The organism is Pseudomonas sp. HP_14 (assembly GCF_055283875.1).
In genome coordinates, this window is record NZ_JBTOQI010000044.1 from 230,331 (window position 1) to 251,243 (window position 20,913).

Consider the following 20,913-nt stretch of genomic DNA (forward strand, 5'->3'; position numbering starts at 1 on the left):
GCAGTTACTCGCTGTCCAGATGCAATGGGCTGATCACGCTGCCGTCCTTTTCTGCCTGACCCAATTTGGCGTCGACGAAATAGACTCGCTCATCTTCGAGTTTGCCCTTGTCCACCAGGTAATCCTTGATGCTGCTGGCGCGATTCTGGCCGAGCTCACGTAACAATACCTCGTTGCTACTCCAGAATTGAATGATCTCGCTACGCATCTTGTTGGCGCGTTCTTCTTTGCCCAGGTCAGTCCACTGCGCCAGCGGTTGTTTTTTCAGGCGTGCGCGATAGATACCCTCAAGCATCGGTGCCTTCTCGCTATCCGGTACCTCAACCATCGCAGCTCTGGCCGGGACCTTGTCGCCGCGACGCTGGAGGATCTTGTAGTAAGTGTACTGATATTCGCGTTCAAGACGCTGCTGAGCGAGGAATGGGCCATCGCTGCTGGCGGCACTTGTACCTTCAATCTCAAGACGCAGAGTAGGGCGCTCCTTGAGGGCCGCCGCAAGCTTATCCAGCGCCTTTCGTGCATCGGCGCTCAAGTCAGTGACACCAGGCGCGAATTTCACGCTGCTCAGGTCCTCAGAGCCTCCGCCGGTGACTAGCCCGCCAATGAAGTTGAATGGCGCCGCTGCTGCGCGGACGACCAGATTACGCAGGGTCTGCCAGACAATGGGCATGACACTGAACTGCGGATTGTTCAAATCCCCCGATACGGGCAGCTCGATGGATATCCTGCCGTTAACGTCCTTGAGCAGCGCCACCGCCAGCTTCAAGGGAAGGTCTACCGCATCCGGGCTGTCGACTTTTTCACCCAGCTCCAGTTGTTCCACCACGACCTTGTTCTCAGCCTGCAACTGGCCTTTGGTAATTTTGTAATGCAGGTCCAGATTGAGCCGCCCCTTACGGATGCGGTACCCCGCAAACTTGCCGGAGTAGGGTGTCAGGGTGGTCAGTTCTACACGTTTGAAGCTGGTGGCGATGTCCAGCGCTGCCATCGGGTCAAACGGGTTCAGGCTGCCTTTGATGGTGACCGGTGCGTAACGGTCCACCTTACCGTTGACGTTCACCGTGGCAGGGTTCGACTGACGATTGTCCAGAGTGCCAATCTTGCCGTTGAGTTGCTGAATGGCCGTAGCGAAATTTGGCGTCAGGCTGAAGTCGGCAAAGTTGGCCGAGCCGTCATTGATATCCACTTCACCGATGCGAATGCCCAGCGGTTTCGAGTTGCTGGCTGAGGCATTGGTCTTGGCTGCCGGAGACTTATCCGCTGGCTGTGGGATCAGCAGGTCATCGATATTGGTCGTCCGGTCATTGTTGATCATGAAGCGCGCGTAGGGTTGCTCCAGATTGACCCTGGCGATGTTCAGACTGTCGCCGTGCTCGTAATTGAGGCCTTCAAGCGTCAGTTTCTGCCACTTCAGGAAATCACGCTTTTTCAGCGTGTCCAGTGTGTGCAGTTGTTCGACCTGGGCTTTGCCGTTGATGTTGAACGCCAGTGGCTCAGTGCTTTTCAGATTCACCGCCAGATCGCTGCCCAGCATGCCGCTGCGCAGTTCCAGGCGAATGAACGGGCTGATGTAGGCCTGGGCGACTCTCAGGTCGATATCGCGGGTCGTGACATCCAGCGTTGCGCTGACCGGGTTCAGGTTGACGTCGCCCGCTGCGGTAATTTTGCCCTGCTTGCCGACGCCTGTATCGAGCTTCAGCGTAAACGGCGATTTGTTCAGGCTGTCGAAATTTTGCAGGTCCAGATTCAACGGGCTGAGATCAAGTGCTACCGGCTCTTTCTGACTGCGATCAGCAAGGTGGACTTGGTAATCGCGCAGTTGCACGTCTTTGAGCAGCACTTGCCATGGCTTGGAAGCTTCGACAGGTTTGGCGGTCGAAGCCTGAGTCTTCGCTGCCGCTGGAGCAGCCTTGTCATCCACCACCGGTTTTGCTGCTGGTGTGCTGTCGGTAGCCGCTTTGGGTTTTGCAGCAGGTTTGGCAGGCTGACTGGCAAACAGCTTTTGCCAGTCCAACTGACCGTCAGCCTCCAGTGCTGCCCAGGTTTCGAGTTTTGTGCTGCGGATCTTGCCGACAGTGACTAATTGTTTAGCCAGATCGACCGAGCTTTCTGTGACATCCAGACGTTGCAAGCGCGCCAGTGGGCGGCCATCCGGAGCGTCGATGGCGAACGGCGCGATGCTCAGTGAGGTGTTGGTCAGCTTCAACTCGGTTTCTTTCGAAAGATTGAGTGAATAAGCCGTGCTGAGGTTCATCGTGCCGTCTTTCAACACCAGTGGCAGGGCATCGCGCACATAGGGCCACCAGACCTTCATTTTGCTGTCGGTGACTTTCAGAGTGCCCTCGGATGTGATTGGCACCAGACTGATGCGTCCGACCCAATCTATCTGCCCTCCCTCAGGCCCTGCGGCGACCATCGTCATGTCCGCATTGTCTTCCGGCAGGGTGCTGAGGTTTTTCAGCTCCAGATTCAGCTTGTCGTAAAGAAACTCGATCGGTTCGCTGGGCCTCATGTCCTGGAAGTGCACGTAACCGTCAGCCAGTTTTATTTCGTCGATGCGCAGCGGGAAGGGTTTGCTGGCAGGTTCATCTGCGGCGGCAGGCTCGCTGGGCGGCAACTTGAACAGCTGACTCAGGTTCAGTGTGCCGTCCTTGCCGAACAGCAGTTCAGTCTTGGGTTGGACCAGTTCGACGGCCTGCAGATGCAAGGCGCGGGTCCAGAGGCTATCAACCTGCAGATTGGTATAAAGCTTTTCGAAGCCAACCTGCTCTTTACCCGGTGCGCCGATAGTCAGGCCCCACAAGGTCAGCTCAAAGCTGTAGGGATTGAATTCAATGCGTTCAAGGCGCGCCGGGACAGTGGAGTAGGCAGCCAGTTGCTGGTTGGCAATGCGTAAACCGACTCCGGGCAAAATCAGAAAGCCCAGAACGCTATAGAGTCCGAAAACGACCAATAAGGTACCAACTGCGCGTATCAATCCTTTGGACATGTGAGGCGTCGTCTCTCTTTATCGGACTTTATGGGAGCTCCTTGGAGTATGGCATGCCAATCTGGTTCCGAAGACGCTGCCCCCGCATGTTGTGGGATATTTCCCTAAAGCTTGTGCGGCATCAGAGTTGCAGAATAAGGGTCTTGAGCGGTGGCTGATTATCCAGCGACGGGAAATCTGCAGCCGGCGGCATGACCTGCCAATCGCGAACAGGGCGCCCGCTTTTGGTGGCACATCGCAGGACCTGCTCTCGCCAATCCTCCATGCTGACCTTTGCCAGATTATTGCAGCAGATCAGGACGCCGCTTTCGGCAGTGGTCAGCAGCGCAGGCTTGAGCAGGCTTTGATAGTCACGCAGCAGGTCTACCGTACCGAAAGCGCTTTTGGCCCAGGCAGGCGGGTCAAGCAGGACCAGGTCGTATTGGCGTTGTTCCAGTTTCACATAGTCAGGCAGTTTATGGCCGCGGCGCTGAGTGATAGGCAGGCCTGCCATTTGCCGGATTGCCGGGAAGTAATCGGACTGTATGAACGACATACCCGGCAATTGCGGGTTAAGTGCGCCGTTTTCGCGACCCACGGCGAGGTTGCCTTCCGCGAAGTCCAGATTGCAGACTTCACTCGCCCCGCCCGCAGCTGCGCTCAGGCCAACACCGCAGGTATAGGCGAAGAGGTTGAGCACGCTTTTGCCCTTGCTGTGCTGCTTGACCCAGCCCCGGGTATTACGCAAGTCAAGAAACAGCAACGGGTCCTGCCCGGCGTGCCGACCGCGTACGCGGTAATTTAGACCCCATTCGTGGCCGATCAGGTCTTCGAGTGCAGCAGGCTCGGCTTTGTAGACGACATCTTCGCGGTCAATTCGCGAATTGCCCTGAGAGCGATCGTTGTAGACCAGCAACAAATCCAGGCCCAGTCGGCTATTCACAGCGGCATGAAGCTCAAGCAGCGCATTACGCTCAAGGCGAGTATGGAAACTCTGTATAAGCAGTTGCGGACCGTAACGGTCGATGGTCAGACCGCTGGCGCCTTCCTGGCTGCCGTGGAACAGCCGATAACAGTCCGTGTCTTGCTGATGCAGCTCGGCAAGCAGCGGTTGACGGTTATCGAGGGCGACGCTGAGCGCCTGAATCAAGGAAGACATGCAAAGCGCCTTGGCTGGATGTAGGCGCGGCAGTTTATCAGGTAAGGCGTGATTTCAGGTTGTGAATGCAATCCTTGTGGGAGCGGTGCTTGCCCGCGATGCATGTGTCGCAATTCGCAGGCAGACCGAGTTATCGTTTATCGTCGCAAATGCCACCCAGACCAGGCTCTGCTCCCACAATTTGTATTCCAAGTCAGGTTTCGATTACCGCGCCAACGCCAGTGCCACGCCCTGACCGCCGCCGATACACAGCGTCGCAAGGCCTTTTTTGGCGTCGCGCTTGATCATCTCGTGCAGCAGGGTCACCAGCACGCGGCAGCCTGAGGCGCCAATCGGGTGGCCCAGCGCGATAGCGCCGCCATTCACGTTGACCTTGGCCATGTCCCAGCCCAGCTCTTTGCCGACGGACAAGGCCTGGGCTGCGAAGGCTTCGTTGGCTTCGATCAGCTCCAGCTGTTCAATCGACCAACCGGCTTTGTCGAGGCAGCGGCGAGTTGCGCTGACCGGACCGATGCCCATGATGGCTGGGTCGACACCCGCATTGGCATACGCGGCGATGCGTGCAAGCACGGGCAAGCCCAACTCTGCAGCTTTTGCTGCACTCATCAGGATCACCGCAGCGGCGCCATCGTTGAGCGAAGAGGCGTTACCGGCTGTCACTGAGCCGTCTTTCTTGAAGGCAGGCTTGAGCTTGCCCAGCGTTTCAGCTGTGGTGCCTGCGCGGGGTTGCTCGTCGGTTGCGAAGGCCACCGGCTCGCCTTTGCGTTGAGGGATCATAATCGGCGTGATTTCGTCGACGAAACGACCTCCCTCAATTGCGGCAACGGCTTTTTGCTGCGAAGACGCTGCAAACGCATCCTGTGCCTCGCGGCTGACTTCGTATTTGTCGGCCAGGTTCTCGGCAGTGATACCCATGTGATAGTCATTGAACGCATCCCACAAACCATCGCTGATCATGGTGTCTACCAGCGTGCTGTGGCCCATGCGCAGGCCAGTTCGTGCACCGGGCATGACGTAGTTGGACAGGCTCATGTTTTCCTGGCCCCCGGCAATGATCACTTCAGCGTCGCCACAGCGGATCGCCTGGGTCGCCAGGTGCAATGCCTTGAGGCCCGAGCCGCAGACTTTATTGAGCGTCATCGCCGGAACGGCAAATGGCAGGCCTGCTTTGATTGCGGCCTGGCGCGCCGGGTTTTGCCCCGCGCCTGCTGTGAGCACCTGCCCCATGATGACTTCATCGACTTGCGCGCCATCCAGCCCGGTTTGTACCAAAAGCTGGCGGATGACCGCTGCGCCCAGATCGACTGCGGATATATTCGCCAGTGAACCCTGGAAACTTCCGACTGCGGTACGAGTGGCGGCAACGATAACGACGTCTTGCATGGCGCGGATCCTCACTATTATTGGGTTTTACGTCAGGCGCTTTGCAGGCCGCCCGATTCGCTGTGATCAGAAAGACATGTTGGCACAGAAGTCGGGCCAGCTTCCAACCGAGAACTGGTCAGTACCGGTTCTGCGATCACAGCCCCATTCGCCGACGGGCGCGGTGAACTGAAGCATTGCGTACCGCCCAACGCAGCACCGGCGCGCTGCGTTTGACGCCTGCACGAATTATCCGTCGGCGCAGTGGGGATTGGTGCAGCTCCAGCATTTCACTGGCCCACACTGGCAGCAGGTCGATACCGGCCTGCATCATCAGTGCGCCCATGGGTTTAGCCAGCAAGCTCGGTGCGGGCGCGTTGAGCAGGATGCGCAGCACCTCTCGGCTCCGTTCGTCGCACAGCAACTGAGGCCGCATCTGTTCGAGGTACTCAGCAATTGCCTGGGAGGAGCGAGGTACATTTCGGGCACCGAGGCGCTCTGCGATAACAGCGGTTTCTGCGTAGTACTTGTCCTGATCTGCCAGTGAAAGTACCGGATTCAGATAGCGCAGGTGCGCCGCAAGGAAGTTGCTGACTTCGGCAACATGCACCCACGTCAGTAAGTCCGGATCGCTGGCAGCATAAGGGCGACCATCCGGTGCAGTACCGATGACCTGCAAATGGATCGTGCGGACTTTGTCGATCAGCCAGTTGGCATCACGGGTTGAGCCGAACGTGGTGCCCGAGATGAACTGCCCGGTGCGCCGCAGCCGACCGAGCATGTCCTGGCGAAAGTTGGAGTGATCCCACACGCCAGCCAACGCCAAGGGATGCAGGGCTTGCAGCATCAGCGCGCTGATGCCGCCGATCAACATGGAGGGGAAGTCGCCATGTACTTGCCAGCAAATGGCTTCTGGCCCGAACAGACCCGGATCGCCTTTGGGATTTTCCAGATCGAGTTGGCCGAGGGATAAGCCCGTCAGGCTCATCACCTGGGTTTCGATACGACTGCGGATGAATTCCATGGGGTCTCGTTAACAACGCTTTCAGGAGTGGTAAACGCGATAGCAGGACAAGCGCATACCCGTGGGAGCGAGGCTTGCCCGCGATTCCGGCGCTGTGGTTGTTCAGGCAGGTTGTGTAAACCTTCATCGCGAGCAAGCTCGGCTCCCACAGGGGCATTTAATTTCAATCCGAGAGCATGGTCGTTGCCGCACTCCTTGGCAGCGACCATGACCCGCTTCGCTCAACGATTCAAGCGTTTGTCGATCAGCCCCTCCACCACGCTCGGGTCAGCCAGGGTTGATGTGTCGCCCAGGCTATCCAGTTCATTGCAGGCGATCTTGCGCAAAATACGCCGCATGATCTTGCCCGAACGGGTTTTCGGCAGGGCGGGAGCCCATTGGATCAATTCCGGTTTTGCAAAGCTGCCAATCTCCGAGCTGACGTGAGCAAGCAGCTGTTTCTTCAGTTCATCGTTGGCGTCGACTCCGTCCATGGGCGTGACAAAGGCATAAATGCCCATGCCTTTGACGTCGTGGGGGTAACCGACCACTGCGGCTTCGGCGATGCTGTCGTGTAGCACCAATGCGCTTTCTACTTCCGCCGTGCCGATGCGATGGCCTGACACATTGATCACGTCATCAACACGTCCTGTGATCCAGTAATCGCCATCTTCATCACGGCGGGCACCGTCACCCGTGAAGTAATAGCCGGGGAACGGTTTGAAGTAAGTGTCGATCATGCGCTGATTATCGCCATAGACGCTGCGAATCTGCGCAGGCCAGCTGGCTTTGATGACCAGTAAACCGCTGGCCGGACCTTCAATCTCGTTGCCCTTTTCATCGAGTAAAACGGGCTGTACACCAAACATCGGCTGGGTCGCGCAGCCTGGCTTGATCGGGCTGTTGCTGATCAGCGGGGTCATCATGATGCCGCCGGTTTCGGTCTGCCACCAGGTATCGATGATGGGGCAGCGCTCTTTGCCCACCTCGCGGAAATACCATTCCCACGCTTCAGGGTTAATAGGCTCACCGACGCTGCCGAGTAGTCGCAGACTTTCCCGGGACGTGGATTGCAGCGGTTTGGGACCTTCGCGCATCAACGCGCGCAGGGCGGTTGGCGCGGTGTAGAAAATATTGACCTGATGCTTGTCGATGACCTGCCAGAAGCGCGACGCATCGGGATAGTTGGGCACGCCTTCGAACATCAGGGTGGTTGCGCCATTGGCCAGCGGGCCGTACACGATGTAGCTGTGGCCGGTCACCCAGCCGACATCGGCTGTACACCAGAAGACCTCGCCATCGTGATAGTCAAAAGCGTACTGGAAGGTCATGGCGGCCTGCAGCAGATAGCCGCCAGTGGTGTGCAATACGCCCTTGGGTTTGCCGGTGCTGCCTGAGGTGTAGAGGATAAACAGCGGATCTTCAGCGTCCATCACTTCCGGCGGGCAATCGTCGCTCACATTCTGCAGGCTTTCGTGGTACCAGATATCCCGATCAGGCACCCACTCGACCTTGCCTTTGGTTCGCTGCACGACCAGCACGGTGCTGACGTCCGGGCAGCTCTGCAAGGCCTTGTCGACGTTTTGCTTGAGCGGTATTTGTTTGCCGCCGCGCACGCCTTCGTCTGCGGTGATCACTGTGCGACAGTCGGCGTCAAGGATCCGGTCGCGCAGGGCTTCAGGCGAGAAACCACCGAACACTACTGAATGCATCGCGCCAATTCGTGTGCAGGCGAGCATCGCGTAAGCGGCTTCGGGGATCATCGGCATATAGATACACACCCGATCACCTTTCTTCACGCCCCGGCTTTTCAGCACGTTGGCCAGGCGGGCGACGTGTTGATGCAATTGCCGGTAGGTGATTTTGGCCGAGTCAGAAGGATTATCGCCTTCCCAGATGATTGCGACCTGCTCACCGCGATCCTTCAGATGGCGGTCGATGCAGTTGTAACTGACATTGAGTTTGGCGTCTTTGAACCACTGAGCTGCGCCGGTTTTCAGGTCGGTCTGTTGTACGGCGCTCCAGGGGGCGGACCAGTCGAGGAACTGATTGGCCTGTTCGGCCCAGAACTGGTCGGGCTGCTCCACCGATTGACGGTACATGCGCTGATAGTCTGAGTGGCTGAGCTGTGCGGCCTGTCGTACTGCTTCTGCCTTGGGGAACTTGCTGATATCGAACATGACGGTTCCTTATTCTTGTGGAGTCATCAAAGAATAGGAGCTTGTTGGGGGAAGGTGGGTTCAATTGGGTGGGATGCCACGTGCCCGTTCTGTAGGAGCTGCCGAAGGCTGCGATTGGCTGTGTGTCAGGCAGGCCGCCTTCGCAGCCTTCGGCAGCTCCTACAGGGGCGGGTTGATTTGTTACGAACGCTAACGATATGCCCCGGAAATAGCCTGATTCTGACAGACCTATCCCTTTCATCTGCGTGAAGTTTCCTAGAAAATCCTGACCCCTTGCGTGGGTGGATTTTGCTCTCTAGGCTGCGCCGGTCACTGCTCATCAGTGATCGGGTTTAGCAGCCTGTCTGGCAATTTCTACGACGCGCTTTACCGCTTATGGCGGCTTTGCGTGGGGCACTTTCGAGTGCGCCGGTTTTGTAGGTTGCGCCGGTCTGCTAACCCGCGACAAAGCTGCCACCCTTGTTTGTTTAGCAGCGAACATCCGGTGGCCTCAACGTGAGGCAACCTATATGAAAAAAGTAACACCGGATCCACCCGACATTTCTCTCGAAGAATCCCTGCTGCACGTCAGCGACCTGCTGCGTTGCGCTGCCGCCACCGCATACGAATCGGGAGACTGCCTCAATGGCCCTAAACGTGATCTTGCTTTTTCGGTGGTGCATTTGATTGGCATGGCCAGAACCGAACTGGATCGCTCGTTGGCGCGGGTCGAGGCGCACTGAGCCTGGCCTGAGATGCTATCCCTTGTGGGAGCTGGGCTTGCCCGCGATAAGGTCAACCTGATTTACAGGCCTCAACCTGGTTATCGTTCATCGCGGGCAAGCCCAGCTCCCACACGTACAGCGTTTACTACATCCCAAGAGCACAAAACCCGCCGTCTCTTGCGAGAGCAGCGGGTTTGGGTGTCGCTTTGGGCCAATCAGCCGCGGTGACGGCCGCGGAAGTAGTTGATCAGGCCTTGAGTGGACGCGTCGTCGGCGGGCTCGTCGGTCCCACCGGTCAGGCGTTGGTAAACGGCTTTACCCATTTCCTTGCCCAGCTCCACGCCCCATTGGTCGAAGGCGTTGATACCCCAGATCACGCTTTGCACGAAGACCTTGTGCTCATACATGGCGACCAGCGCACCGAGGCGGCGAGGGCTGATGCGCTCGACCACCAGCGTGTTGCTCGGACGGTTGCCCGGGATGACCTTGTGCGGTGCAAGTTTCTGCACGTCTTCTTCGCTCAGCCCTTTATCACGCAATTCAGCTTCGGCTTCTGCACGGGTTTTACCGATCATCAGCGCCTGGCTTTGTGACAGGCAATTGGCGTACAGCCATTGGTGGTGATCAGAAACCGGGTTGAAGCTGACAATTGGCACGATGAAGTCGGCCGGGATCAGTTGGGTGCCTTGGTGCAGCAACTGGTGATACGCGTGCTGGCCATTGCAGCCTACGCCACCCCAGATGACCGGGCCGGTGTCGGTCGCCGTCGGCGTACCGTCCTGACGGACGCTTTTGCCGTTCGATTCCATGTCCAGCTGTTGCAAGTGTTTGGTGATGTTGCGCAGGTAGTGGTCATACGGCAGGATCGCGTGGCTCTGCGCGCCCCAGAAATTACCGTACCAGACGCCCAGCAGGCCCAGCAGCACCGGCATATTCTGCTCGAAAGGTGCGGTCAGGAAGTGTTGGTCCATGGAATAAGCACCGGACAACAGTTCCTTGAAGTTGGACATGCCGATAGCCAGTGCGATAGGCAGCCCGATGGCCGACCACAGCGAGTAACGACCGCCGACCCAGTCCCACATCGGGAAGATATTCTCTTCACGGATCCCGAACGCTACGGCTGCGGCGTTGTTGCTCGACACCGCGATGAAGTGGCGATACAGCTCAGCCTCGGAACCACCTTGTGCCAGATACCAGGCACGCGCCGCGGTGGCGTTCTTGAGGGTTTCCAGAGTGGTGAAGGTCTTCGAGGAAACGATGAACAGCGTCGTTTCGGCGCGCAGCTTCATGGTCAGTTCGTGGAACTCACTGCCATCAATGTTCGCCAGGTAATGGCAGCGCACGCCTTTCTGGGCGTAGGACAACAGCGCTTCAGAGACCAGCTCCGGGCCGAGGAATGAGCCACCAATGCCGATGTTCACCACGTCGGTGATTGGCTTTTCGGTGTAACCGCGCCATAGGCCATCGTGAATGCGGCCGACCAGATCAGTCATCTGGTTCAGCACTTTGTGCACTTCAGGCATCACATTGACGCCATTGACCTGCAGCTTGTCGCCCACCGGACGGCGTAGCGCAGTATGCAGCGCCGGGCGGCCTTCGGAAGAGTTGACCAGTTCGCCGTCGTACTGCGCCTTGATGGCGTCTTTGAGGCCCACTTCATTGGCCAGCTTGACCAGCAAGTCGCGAGTTTCGGTATTGATCAGGTTCTTCGAGTAATCGAGGAACAGTCCGCAACTGCTCAGGGTGAATTGGCTGAAACGCTGCGGGTCAGCATTGAAGGCTTCGCGCATGCTGAAATTCTGCATGGCTTCGCGGTGTTGGTTGAGCGCCTGCCATGCGGGCAGGGCGGTCACATCAGAAGGGGTGCGGTAGTACGCCATCGCTGCGGGTTTCCTTGTACTTGGAACTGGCTAAACACTGAAAGCGAAGATAAGCAGACTTTTTAATCGTGGCACCAAGACTAAACATAATGTGCGGCTGTGTCTGCGCCTGAACGACTTGGGACTCGGTACTATTTCACACGAAGCTGTCGGTTCGATGAACAGCCATCGCATTGGTGCTGTCAGGCAACCGGTACGAATAGGGCATTGCGGGTGGGGCGAAGTTCATTGCCTAGTGTAGGCAGGAAGATACGTAAATTGTAGGAGCTGCCGAAGGCTGCGAAAGCGCTCGTCCTGACACACCGCCATCGCAGCCTTCGACAGCTCCTACAAGGCCCCCTGTTGGGCTTAATGCTGCTCGCGGTTCAGATGCAGATTGTCGATCAAACGGGTCTTGCCCAGAAACGCAGCGGCCAGAATCACCAGATCGCCATCTTGATCGGTCGCGGGGCGCAGGCTGGTGGCTTCGCGGATTTCCAGATAGTCGGGGCGGAACCCGGCCGCTTCGAGCTGGCGCTTGCCCGCCTCGAGCAGGGTGACGAAGTTTTTGTCACCGCTATCGACAGCTGCGCCAATCTCCTGGATGACTTTATAAAGGGCCGGTGCGACAGCGCGCTGTTCTTCGTTGAGATAACCGTTGCGTGACGACAGTGCGAGGCCGTCTTCGGCGCGAACAGTAGGCTCGCCAATGATCTGAATCGGCATATTCAGATCGCGAACCAGCGCACGGATGACTGCCAACTGCTGGAAGTCCTTTTCGCCAAATACGGCCAGGTCAGGCTGAACCATGTTGAACAGCTTGCTGACAACGGTGGATACACCGTCGAAATGACCGGGGCGACTGGCGCCGCACAACCCTTCGGAAATAACAGGAACGCTGACAGTGGTCTGGTCGGTCATCCCGTGGGGATACATTTCTTCAACGTTGGGCGTGAACAACAGGTGGCAGCCTGCTTCGAGTAACTTTTCCTGATCGGCAGCGAGAGTGCGCGGGTAGGTCGCCAAATCTTCGTTGGGTCCGAACTGCATGGGGTTGACGAAGATAGTCGCTACTACGAAGTCGGCGCGCTGTGCCGCCTTGGTCACCAGCGCTGTGTGGCCGCTGTGCAGATTGCCCATGGTGGGCACGAGGCCGATCCGCTTGCCTTCACTGCGTGCACGAGCGATGGCGGCGCGCAATTCGCGTACGGTTTTTACTGTGTTCATGCCGAGAATCCGTGTTCTGTGCCGGGGAAGCTGACGTCTTTGACTGCTGTGACATAGGCATGAAGTGCTGACTGGATGTCAGGCTGACCGGTCATGAAGTTCTTCACGAACTTGGGGACGCGCCCGGTGATGGAAAGGCCGAGCATGTCATGCATGACCAGCACCTGGCCGTCGGTAGCGCTGCCTGCGCCAATGCCGATGACCGGAATTTTCACCGCATGGCTGATCTCTTGCGCCAGTTCGCTCGGTACGCATTCCAGCAGAATCATCGCTGCACCGGCCTGTTCCAGGGTAATCGCATCGGCGCGCATCTGCCGCGCCTGGGTTTCCAGACGACCTTGAACCTTGTAGCCGCCCAGCACGTTGACTGATTGCGGAGTCAGGCCCATGTGCGCGCAGACCGGGATACCGCGATCCGCCAGCAGACGAATCGACTCAGCCAGCCAGGCCGCGCCTTCAATTTTTACCATGTGTGCGCCCGCCTGCATCAACGCGGCGCTGTTGGCGTAAGTCTGGTCCAGGGTTGCATAAGACATGAAGGGCAGGTCGGCCATGATCAGCGCGCCCTGATTGCCACGTTTAACGCAGGCAACGTGATAGGCCGTATCGGCAGTGGTCACAGGCAGCGTGCTGTCATGGCCTTGCAGGACCATGCCCAACGAGTCGCCGACCAGCAGCACTTCGACGCCAGCCTGGCTGGCCGCATGGGCAAAGGTCGCGTCATAGCAAGTCAGCATGGCGATTTTTTCGCCTTTCTGCTTGAGTGCCTGCAACGACGTTACGGTGATATCTGGCATGGAAAAGTCCTCTGTCAGGCGCGGTGAACACTACGGCGAGCAGCGCGTGAAATTCATCCTGGAGAAGCAGGTACACCGTCGTTTGCGGTGTTTAAAAGCAGCCTGCTTGCGCCCATAAGCCAGCGAACAGGCTGGCGGGACGCCTATCTTCGTGAGGAGGGGGGATTAAGTCAATTGCCTGTTTCAGCCGACCATTGCGCAGGTGAGCATGCCGTTAAACACTGCGCGCGCGAGGTGTTACAGATGAGTGTTACCGCGTGCCGTCTGCTACGCCTGAGGTGCCAGGCGCTCGATACCTTCAAACGGGCAGCGGGTCAGCAATTTGCTCAGGGAGCGGCCATCCGCCAATTGCAAGTCAGGGGCAAGCTCGGCCAGCGGATAGAGCACGAAGGCCCGGGCCTGCATATGGTAGTGCGGCACCTTGAGCCGTGGCTCGTCGATCAGACGGTCGCCAAATACCAGAATGTCCAGGTCCAGGGTGCGTGGTCCCCAGCGCTCGGTGCGTTCCCGGCCCTGGCCCTGTTCAATGGCCTGCAAGGCGTCGAGCAGGGCCAGAGGTTCGAGCGTGGTGTCCAGCGCTGCAACGGCGTTGGTGTAACGCGGCTGATTGGGCAACAGCGAGTCGCTTACATAGAAAGAAGAGACGCCTACCCATTTGCTCTGCGGCAGTTTCGCCAAGGCCCGGATGGCCTGACGCAATTGGTCGGCTGGGGCAGCCAGATTACTGCCCATGCCTATATAGACGCGTTCCAAAGGTTGTTACTCGCCCGATGCGGCTGGTGCATCGCCACCGGCACGTTTGCGTTTAGGGCCGCTGCTTCTGCGTCGTTTGCGAGGCGCGCCCGCGTCTGGTTTGCTGCCCAGATCGCTGATCATGTTGCGGCGTTCGCTGTCGTTGGCGTCCTGATAATCGGTCCACCATTCGCCGAGGCCATCGGTTTCTTCGCCCGCGCTTTCACGCAGTAGCAGGAAGTCGTAACCGGCCCGGAAGCGTGGATTGTCGAGCAGCAGGTCAGCACGCTTGCCGGAACGACGTGGCAGGCGTTCCTGCATGTCCCAGATTTCCCGGATCGGCATGGTAAAGCGCTTTGGAATCGCAATGCGCTGGCACTGCTCGATGATCAGCTCGTTGGCTGCTTCCTGCATCGCGGGGATCGGCGGCATGCCACGCTCTTGCAGACGCAGCACTTTGGCTGGCAAGGCAGGCCACAGCAGCGCCGCGAACAGGAATGCCGGTGTGACCGGTTTGTTCTGCTTGATCCGCAGATCGGTGTTGGCAAGTGCCTGGCTGATCAGCGTATGGGTGTACGTCGGGCGATATTCCAGGGCCTTGGCGCTGGCCGGGAACAGCGGGTCGAACAGTTCCAGATCTACCAGCATTTCGAAGGTCGGCTCGGCATAGCCGGACAGGAACAGTTTGAGTACTTCTTCGAACAGACGCGCCGAAGGGATATCGCGCAGCATCGGTGCCAGCGGTCGGATCGGCGTGGCGCTGTGTTTCTCGATCCCGAAATCCAGCTTCGCGGCGAAACGCACGGCACGCAGCATGCGGACCGGGTCTTCCTTGTAACGCTGCTCCGGGTCACCAATCAGGCGTATCAGGCGATTGCGAATATCGTGTACGCCGTTGGCGTAGTCGAGAATGCGCTCGCTGACCGGATCGTAATACAGGGCGTTGATGGTGAAATCGCGGCGCTGGGCGTCGTCTTCCAGGGTGCCATAAACGTTGTCGCGCAGAATCCGCCCGCTTTCATTACGTGAGGACTGATTGCTGTCCTCTTCTTCGTCATCTTGCGGATGGTTGGCGCGGAACGTAGCGACTTCGATGATTTCTCGACCGAAGTGGATGTGGACCAACTTGAAGCGGCGGCCAATGATGCGGGCGTTACGGAATTCGGCACGCACCTGCTCCGGCGTGGCGCTGGTGGCGACGTCGAAGTCTTTGGGCGTGATATTCAGCATCAGGTCGCGGACACAGCCGCCAACCAGATAAGCCTGATAGCCGGCATTTTGCAGGCGTTCGACAATATTCACCGCATAGCGACTGAATTGGCCGCGTTGCAGCGAGTGTTGGCTGCTGTTGAGCACTTCAGGCGTGCTGCGAATATGTTGCTGCGGTTTACGCAGTGGAGTACGGAATGACTGGAACAGCTTCTTCAGCATGGGATGCACTGTTTGAAGGAATATTCGGCCATAAACGAAGAATGACCGCATGATGGGCGGGGATTCTAGCATTTAGTCAGGGGATGGTGTAGGAAGCTGCGCGATCAGCAAATAGAACCCCTGTAGGCGCGTGCTTGCCCGCGATGAACGATGGCTCGGTGCGCCTGCCAGACCGCGGCGCCTGAATCGCGGACAAGCACCGCTCCCACAGGAGCAATGTTCCAGGTCTAGGCCTACATGTGCTTGATGTGCGAGGAGGTTTTTTTCTCAGAAAGGGATAAATCGCAGAAGCTACTGGGGGAGCCGAAGCTCCCCCAAAGTGCGTGCTCTTATTTTTATTTTGTCTGTGGGCTTCTTGTTTTTGTTGAGTGCCCATTCACAAGACTTTCGTCTGTGAAACCTCCCAATCGGGAGTCAAGAGCAAACGGATTGCTTTGGTCGCTGTGTTGCAATGATCATTCGATCCAACCAGTTCAGGCGCTACCTAAGGGTAGTTTTTGTTGTTCTCGGCCTGGTTGCGGGGCAAGCCCCAAATACAACGCCTCTCCAAAAGAATCAGTTAGCTGCGCCTCCGCCGTGTTGTTCTTGTTATGCGTGAGTCGATTCGTATTGTTTTTATTATGGTGTTTAGCACTGCGTGTTTTTGTTGTTCTTGTACTAGAGATATAGCAGGACCTGTGCCAACTTTTATAAATCCTTTAAAACCGGGGCTTTCAGCGGTTTGATGGCTTTTGAATGGCACAAAAAAGCCGGGGTTTTCGTTACCGTAAACCCCGGCTTTTGTTACGCACACCTGTTGAGGTAACAGTTTTTCGCCCGTTCACAACGCACGGGCCAGAGCCTCGCAAGGCTGATCAGGTTTCGCTTGCGACGCCTTTGCGACGAGGAATGCCCAGACGCTGGCGACGTTCCCACAGGCATTTGCGACTGACGCCCAGTTTGCGCGCCAGCTCGGTCTCGGTCATGTGGTCCTGATGCTCGAGTACGAAGTGCTGGAAATAGTCCTCAAGGGACAGATCTTCAGTGGGTTCATGGCTGGTGGAGCTTGCCGAGCCTTGCTGGGGAGCGAGGCCGATGAAGTCTTCGTCTTCCAGGTCGCTGAGTTCAATGTCGATGCCCAGCAGTTCTGCAGAGATTTCCGGGCTTTCACACAAAATGACTGCCCGCTCTACAGCGTTCTCCAGTTCGCGAACGTTGCCAGGCCAGGTGTACTGGCGAATGGCGAGTTCTGCGTCGGGAGCAAATCTCAGGTCGTTACGACCGGCTTTGAGACTTTGTCGGGTCAGGAAGGCGCGGGCGATATCCAGCACATCGTTACCGCGCTCGCGCAGTGCGGGGAGCTTCAAGGCAATAACGTGCAGACGGTAATAAAGGTCTTCGCGGAACTGGCCGACTTTGGCCAGGCTTTTCAGGTCTCGGTGAGTGGCCGCTATCAGGCGTACATCCACTTTCTGTGACTGGACTGAACCCACGCGACGAATTTCGCCCTCTTGCAGCACGCGCAATAGACGCGCCTGAGCTTCGAGCGGCAACTCACCGATTTCGTCGAGGAACAGCGTGCCGCCATCGGCTGCTTCCACTAGCCCGGCACGGCCAGCACTGGCACCCGTGAACGCGCCTTTTTCGTGGCCGAACAGCTCGGACTCGATCAGCGTTTCTGGAATCGCCGCACAGTTAACCGAAATCATCGGGGCTTTGGCCCGGCGCGAAAGGTTATGCAGTGCGCGCGCAACCAACTCTTTACCCGTGCCTGATTCGCCCTGAATCAGCACGTTCGAATCGGTAGGGGCGACCTTGCGAATCTTGCTGTAGAGATCCTGCATGGGGGCGCAGGAGCCAATGATGCCGATCTCGCCATTGCTGTTATCAACGCCAGCTTTGTCCGGGTTACCGGCTTTGGCGGCGCTGCGGTCAGCCTGAATGCTTTGCACGGTCTGGCGGTCGCGCAGGATGCGGGCAACTGCCTGAAGCATTTCGTCGTGATCGAATGGCTTGGCAATGTAATCGACGGCGCCCATTTTCATGGAGTCGACCGCCGAGCGCAGGCTCGCATAGCTGGTCATGATCAGCACCGGTTTGCCCTCGCCGAGCTTTATAAGCTCAGTGCCGGGAGCCCCGGGCAAGCGCAAATCGCTGACGATCAGATCAAACGAAGGAATACTGAAACGTTCCTGTGCTTCCTGCACCGAACCTGCTTCGCTGACCTGGTACTGGTTACGTTCCAGCAGGCGGCGAAGGGCCGAGCGGATGATTGTTTCGTCTTCGACGATCAGAATATGGGGCATTTATTCAATTCTCTCGACGGGCTCAGTTCACGGCGGACGTCGCTTCGACATGGCGTGGCAGTGTGACCCGAATACGGGTCCCGCGCTCGTGCTCGGTATCAACCGGGCTGTCGATGGTGATCTGTCCATAATGCTCTTCAACGATGGAATAGACCAGCGCGAGGCCCAGTCCAGTCCCTTCACCCGGGTCCTTGGTGGTGAAGAACGGTTCGAACAATCGATCCATGATTGCTTTCGGAATTCCACTGCCTTCGTCTTCTACGATCAGATCGACAGTGTGTTCGGATACTTCGCTCCTGACCCTGACGGCGCTACCGGCAGGTGAGGCGTCGCGGGCGTTGGAGAGCAGGTTGATCAGTACCTGTGCGAGCCGCTGCGGATCACCGTCGACCCAGTGTTCGGGGTTGCACAGATTGTAGAACTGGACTTCGAAGTTGCGCCGGTTCAATGCCAGCAGGCCAATGGCATCCTGTGCCACTTCAGCCAGGCAAACCGCTTCATCGCTATGTTGATGGCTGCCTGCGTGGGCAAAGCTCATCAATGATTGAACAATGCGTGAAACGCGTTTGGTCTGTTCGAGGATCTGGCTGCTGATTTCGGTCAGTTCGCCATCTTCCTCACGCTCCTCGCGAAGGTTTTGCGCAAGGCAGGCAATGCCGGTAATCGGGTTGCCGATCTCGTGGGCAACCCCGGCTGCCAGGCGACCAATACTGGCAAGGCGCTCGGAGTGCACCAGTTTGTCTTCCAGCATCTGTGTTTCGGTCAGGTCTTCAACCAGCAGCACCAGCCCGCTGTTACCTGGTGCCAGCGGTTCATCGATAGCGGCTTTGTGCAGGTTCAGCCAGCGGATTTGGCCATCCAGAGGCAGACGCTGTTTATGCAAGTGTTCGTCGGGCACATTAATGAAGCCGCTGAGCAATTCTTTCCAGGGTTCGGTAATGGTCTCAAGCCGAGAGCCCACGACGCGCTGGGCGGCAATGCCGGTGAGCTCTTCCATGGCTTTGTTCCACATCAGGATCTCTTGATCCTTGGCCAGCGAACACACACCCATCGGCAGCTCTTGAAGCGTCTGGCGGTGATAGCGGCGCAGCGCATCAAGCTCAGCTGCCAGACCGGTCAGGCGCGAGTGGTAGTCTTCAAGCCGGCTTTCGATGAAGTGGATGTCTTCGGTGACATAGTTTTCGCCGCTGGACTTATACGGCAAAAACGTCTCAACCATGTCCTGTGCCACGCTGGGGCCCATCAAGCCTGAGAGGTTGGCTTCGATTCTGTCCCTTAACCGGCGCAAGGCGTAAGGCCGACGTTCGTCGAATGGCAGGTAAAGATCGCGCAATGCCTGTTCGACCTCCTTTTGCGCGGCCTTGGCCCCCAAGGGTTTGGCCAGTTGCGTGGCGAACTCCTGAGGCGATACGGCGTGTAGCTCGCGGCGTTGCGGGCGACGAACGTTATCCACAGCGCAGGCTTCGGCGGCGCTGGCTTCTTCGGGACTTGGGTTGCTGAACAGCGAAATCAGGGTGAATACCAGTACGTTGGCGGCCAGTGAAGCAATCGCTGCCATGTGCCAACTGGTGTCATCGAGCACATAAATCATGTTCAGCAGCGGGATGTAAAAGCCCCTGAAGTCGCCAATCAACGGCAACAGCATGCTTACGATCCAGACGCTGATGCCGGCCAGCAACCCCGCGATGAAGCCTCGTCGATTGGCCGCTGGCCAATACAAAACTGACAGCACACCCGGCAGAAATTGCAGGGTGGCGACAAACGCAACGATACCCAGATTGGCCAGGTCCTGCTGCGCACCCAGTAACAGATAGAACCCATAACCGGCCATGATGATTGCCACGATCAGCCCGCGGCGGGTCCACTTCAGCCAGCGGTAAATATTACCTTCCGCCGGTGGCTGATAAAGCGGCAGCACAAGGTGGTTCAGCGCCATGCCGGACAATGCCAGCGTGGTGACAATGATCAAGCCGCTGGCCGCCGACAGACCGCCAACATAAGCCAGCAGCGCCAGTGACTTGCTGTTTACCGCGATGCCGATGCCCAGCGTGAAGAACTCGGGGCTGGTGGTTGCGCCAAGTTTTAGCCCTGCCCATAGAATCAACGGCACGGCCAGGCTCATCAATAACAAGAACAGCGGCAGGCCCCAACTTGCGCTGACCAGCGCTCGCGGGTTGAGATTCTCGGTAAACGTCATGTGGTACATGTGCGGCATGACGATGGCTGAGGCGAAGAACACCAATAACAGTGTGCGCCACGGGCCTTCCTGCAGGGGCGTATGCAGGGCGGCGAGGGCGGTCTGATTCTGCAGCAGCCACAGTTCGAGTTGCTGCGGGCCGTCGAACACGCCATATAAGGCGTAGATACCGATACCGCCGATGGCCACCAGTTTGATCACCGACTCGAAGGCTATGGCGAACACCAGTCCTTCGTGTTTCTCGCGGGTGGCGATATGGCGCGAGCCGAAGAAAATCGTGAACAGGGTAATCAGCGCGCAGAAGGCCACGGCGACTCGATCCTGTACGGGCTCGCGGGTCAGGATGCCAATTGAGTCGGCCACGGCCTGGATCTGCAGAGCCAGTAGCGGAAGCACGCCAATCAACATGAATATTGTGGTCAGTGCTCCTGCCCAGGTGCTGCGAAAGCGGAACGCGAACAGGTCTGCCAGAGACGACAGTTGATAGGTGCGGGTGATACGCAGGATCGGGTAGAGCAACACGGGTGCCAGCAGAAATGCGCCGGAAACCCCGAGGTAGCTGGACAGGAAGCCGTAACCGTACTGGTACGCCAGACCCACCGTGCCGTAGAAGGCCCATGCACTGGCGTAAACGCCGAGGGACAGCGTGTAGGTCAGCGGGTGGCGGATCACCCAGCGCGGGATGACGCCGCGTTCGCTGATCCACGCCACGCCAAACAGCATGAGCAGATAGGCGGCGCTGACCAGAATCATCTGGGTCAGGCTAAAGCTCATCGGCATCTTTTTGACTCTGGAGAATGAAGGTCACCACGATCAGGATCAGCCATAGCAAGTAAGGCCGATACCATGCGCCGGTGGCATCAATCCACCAATCCATGATGGCGGGCGAAAACAGGTAAATGCCGACTACCAGCAACAAGACCAAGCGGTAAATATACATTTGGCCTCCTTCACGATTCATTCGCGTTGCGGCAGTTGAGGAGCGGCATGGTAACGGATGGCGAGTAAC

General features: G+C 57.9%; 14 protein-coding genes. 1 reads left to right on the forward strand and 13 read right to left on the reverse strand.

The genetic code is table 11. The features are described from left to right. Window positions 1-4: 4 nt before the first annotated feature. The 5 genes from ACYASS_RS24105 to acs form a co-directional block, all read right to left on the reverse strand. Complete coding sequence (locus ACYASS_RS24105; RefSeq protein WP_463587978.1) at window positions 5-2,989, reverse strand: DUF748 domain-containing protein; 2,985 nt, start codon at window positions 2,987-2,989, stop codon at window positions 5-7. A 121-nt stretch (window positions 2,990-3,110) separates the two neighbouring features. Continuing rightward, on the reverse strand, window positions 3,111-4,127 hold the full coding sequence (locus tag ACYASS_RS24110) for a class I SAM-dependent rRNA methyltransferase (RefSeq protein ID WP_463587979.1): 1,017 nt from the start codon (window positions 4,125-4,127) through the stop codon (window positions 3,111-3,113). A 204-nt stretch (window positions 4,128-4,331) separates the two neighbouring features. After that, window positions 4,332-5,510: an acetyl-CoA C-acetyltransferase gene (locus ACYASS_RS24115; protein WP_463587980.1), complete on the reverse strand. Its 1,179-nt coding sequence runs from the start codon at window positions 5,508-5,510 to the stop codon at window positions 4,332-4,334. Between the two features lie 136 nt (window positions 5,511-5,646). Further along, on the reverse strand, window positions 5,647-6,513 hold the full coding sequence (locus ACYASS_RS24120; RefSeq protein ID WP_463587981.1) for an oxygenase MpaB family protein: 867 nt from the start codon (window positions 6,511-6,513) through the stop codon (window positions 5,647-5,649). A 221-nt stretch (window positions 6,514-6,734) separates the two neighbouring features. Further along, on the reverse strand, window positions 6,735-8,672 hold the full coding sequence (acs, locus tag ACYASS_RS24125) for an acetate--CoA ligase (RefSeq protein ID WP_463587982.1): 1,938 nt from the start codon (window positions 8,670-8,672) through the stop codon (window positions 6,735-6,737). 509 nt (window positions 8,673-9,181) lie between these two features. Here acs and ACYASS_RS24130 point away from each other — a divergent pair. Then, window positions 9,182-9,394, forward strand: coding sequence for a DUF6124 family protein (locus ACYASS_RS24130; protein WP_463587983.1), 213 nt, complete (start codon window positions 9,182-9,184; stop codon window positions 9,392-9,394). Window positions 9,395-9,591: 197 nt separating this feature from the next. Here ACYASS_RS24130 and pgi read toward each other — a convergent pair whose 3' ends face one another. The 8 genes from pgi to ACYASS_RS24170 form a co-directional block, all read right to left on the reverse strand. Continuing rightward, on the reverse strand, window positions 9,592-11,256 hold the full coding sequence (gene pgi / locus ACYASS_RS24135; protein ID WP_243247232.1) for a glucose-6-phosphate isomerase: 1,665 nt from the start codon (window positions 11,254-11,256) through the stop codon (window positions 9,592-9,594). A 348-nt stretch (window positions 11,257-11,604) separates the two neighbouring features. Next, complete coding sequence (gene panC / locus ACYASS_RS24140) at window positions 11,605-12,462, reverse strand: pantoate--beta-alanine ligase (RefSeq protein ID WP_463587984.1); 858 nt, start codon at window positions 12,460-12,462, stop codon at window positions 11,605-11,607. Next, window positions 12,459-13,259 (reverse strand): 3-methyl-2-oxobutanoate hydroxymethyltransferase, encoded by an 801-nt coding sequence (panB, locus tag ACYASS_RS24145; RefSeq protein WP_463587985.1) that lies wholly within the window; start codon window positions 13,257-13,259, stop codon window positions 12,459-12,461. The genes panC and panB overlap by 4 nt, the downstream gene beginning before the upstream one ends. A 267-nt stretch (window positions 13,260-13,526) precedes the next feature. Next, entirely contained in the window at window positions 13,527-14,012 is a 486-nt protein-coding gene (gene folK, locus ACYASS_RS24150; protein WP_463587986.1) for a 2-amino-4-hydroxy-6-hydroxymethyldihydropteridine diphosphokinase, read from the reverse strand. 6 nt (window positions 14,013-14,018) lie between these two features. After that, the gene (locus tag ACYASS_RS24155) at window positions 14,019-15,422 is read right to left on the reverse strand and encodes a polynucleotide adenylyltransferase PcnB (protein WP_243247236.1); all 1,404 of its coding nucleotides are present in this window, start codon (window positions 15,420-15,422) and stop codon (window positions 14,019-14,021) included. Window positions 15,423-16,276: 854 nt separating this feature from the next. Next, window positions 16,277-17,707, reverse strand: a complete 1,431-nt coding sequence (locus tag ACYASS_RS24160; RefSeq protein ID WP_122666672.1) for a sigma-54-dependent transcriptional regulator — start codon at window positions 17,705-17,707, stop codon at window positions 16,277-16,279. Between the two features lie 22 nt (window positions 17,708-17,729). Then, on the reverse strand, window positions 17,730-20,684 hold the full coding sequence (locus tag ACYASS_RS24165) for a sensor histidine kinase (protein WP_243247237.1): 2,955 nt from the start codon (window positions 20,682-20,684) through the stop codon (window positions 17,730-17,732). Then, on the reverse strand, window positions 20,668-20,844 hold the full coding sequence (locus tag ACYASS_RS24170; protein WP_003176118.1) for a hypothetical protein: 177 nt from the start codon (window positions 20,842-20,844) through the stop codon (window positions 20,668-20,670). The genes ACYASS_RS24165 and ACYASS_RS24170 overlap by 17 nt, the downstream gene beginning before the upstream one ends. Window positions 20,845-20,913: the final 69 nt, after the last annotated feature.

What these genes read in the sequence shown, in the direction of transcription:
- acs (WP_463587982.1), bottom strand. Translation starts at nt 8,672, where the DNA reads ATGTTCGATATCAGCAAGTTCCCCAAGGCAGAAGCAGTACGACAGGCC.
- panC (WP_463587984.1), bottom strand. Translation starts at nt 12,462, where the DNA reads ATGAACACAGTAAAAACCGTACGCGAATTGCGCGCCGCCATCGCTCGT.
- ACYASS_RS24130 (WP_463587983.1), top strand. Translation starts at nt 9,182, where the DNA reads ATGAAAAAAGTAACACCGGATCCACCCGACATTTCTCTCGAAGAATCC.
- ACYASS_RS24110 (WP_463587979.1), bottom strand. Translation starts at nt 4,127, where the DNA reads ATGTCTTCCTTGATTCAGGCGCTCAGCGTCGCCCTCGATAACCGTCAA.
- ACYASS_RS24170 (WP_003176118.1), bottom strand. Translation starts at nt 20,844, where the DNA reads ATGTATATTTACCGCTTGGTCTTGTTGCTGGTAGTCGGCATTTACCTG.
- pgi (WP_243247232.1), bottom strand. Translation starts at nt 11,256, where the DNA reads ATGGCGTACTACCGCACCCCTTCTGATGTGACCGCCCTGCCCGCATGG.
- ACYASS_RS24155 (WP_243247236.1), bottom strand. Translation starts at nt 15,422, where the DNA reads ATGCTGAAGAAGCTGTTCCAGTCATTCCGTACTCCACTGCGTAAACCG.
- ACYASS_RS24120 (WP_463587981.1), bottom strand. Translation starts at nt 6,513, where the DNA reads ATGGAATTCATCCGCAGTCGTATCGAAACCCAGGTGATGAGCCTGACG.
- ACYASS_RS24160 (WP_122666672.1), bottom strand. Translation starts at nt 17,707, where the DNA reads ATGCCCCATATTCTGATCGTCGAAGACGAAACAATCATCCGCTCGGCC.
- panB (WP_463587985.1), bottom strand. Translation starts at nt 13,259, where the DNA reads ATGCCAGATATCACCGTAACGTCGTTGCAGGCACTCAAGCAGAAAGGC.
- ACYASS_RS24105 (WP_463587978.1), bottom strand. Translation starts at nt 2,989, where the DNA reads ATGTCCAAAGGATTGATACGCGCAGTTGGTACCTTATTGGTCGTTTTC.
- ACYASS_RS24115 (WP_463587980.1), bottom strand. Translation starts at nt 5,510, where the DNA reads ATGCAAGACGTCGTTATCGTTGCCGCCACTCGTACCGCAGTCGGAAGT.
- ACYASS_RS24165 (WP_243247237.1), bottom strand. Translation starts at nt 20,684, where the DNA reads ATGCCGATGAGCTTTAGCCTGACCCAGATGATTCTGGTCAGCGCCGCC.